Source organism: Mesorhizobium sp. M5C.F.Ca.IN.020.29.1.1 (assembly GCF_003997375.1).
GTDB lineage: Bacteria > Pseudomonadota > Alphaproteobacteria > Rhizobiales > Rhizobiaceae > Mesorhizobium > Mesorhizobium wenxiniae.
Genome location: NZ_RZSW01001179.1, coordinates 1 through 482 on the forward strand (window position 1 = coordinate 1; position 482 = coordinate 482).

1 pseudogene is annotated in these 482 nt (G+C 57.7%); it reads left to right on the top strand.

The window, feature by feature from the left end:
• Positions 1-52: 52 nt before the first annotated feature.
• Positions 53-482, top strand: a pseudogene (locus EOA85_RS36920) (porin family protein); the annotation flags it as partial.

The window sequence follows — 482 nt, forward strand, 5'->3', positions numbered from 1 at the left end:
CAGCATGGGCGGGTGCTAGACGGCTGGTGGGTTTTTCAAAAAGGTAGGGGCAATGACCAGCAAACGATTAGCAAAATCTCTTCTTCTTGGGGCAGTTTCCGTCCTGGCGCTCGGATCGGTTGCTCATGCCGCCGACGCGGTTGTGCCGGTCGTCGAGACGTCGGCCTTCAACTGGAGTGGCATCTATGTCGGATTTGGCGTTGGCGCCGGCGCCAATGTCCACGAGCTCAGCAGCGATCTGGTTCCTGGCTTCTCGTTCAACGGCATTGGTGGTGAAGGCGTATACGGTGAACTGACCGTTGGGTACGACTATATGGTGTCGCCGCGCTTCCTGATCGGCGGACTGCTGGATGCCCATGCCGGCAACATTGAAACCACGCTCGATGTTGCTGGTTTCGATGCTTCGGTCCGCGAGACCTACGGTTTCGACGCTGGTTTGCGGCTTGGTTACCTCTTCACGCCAAACACTTTGGGCTATGTGC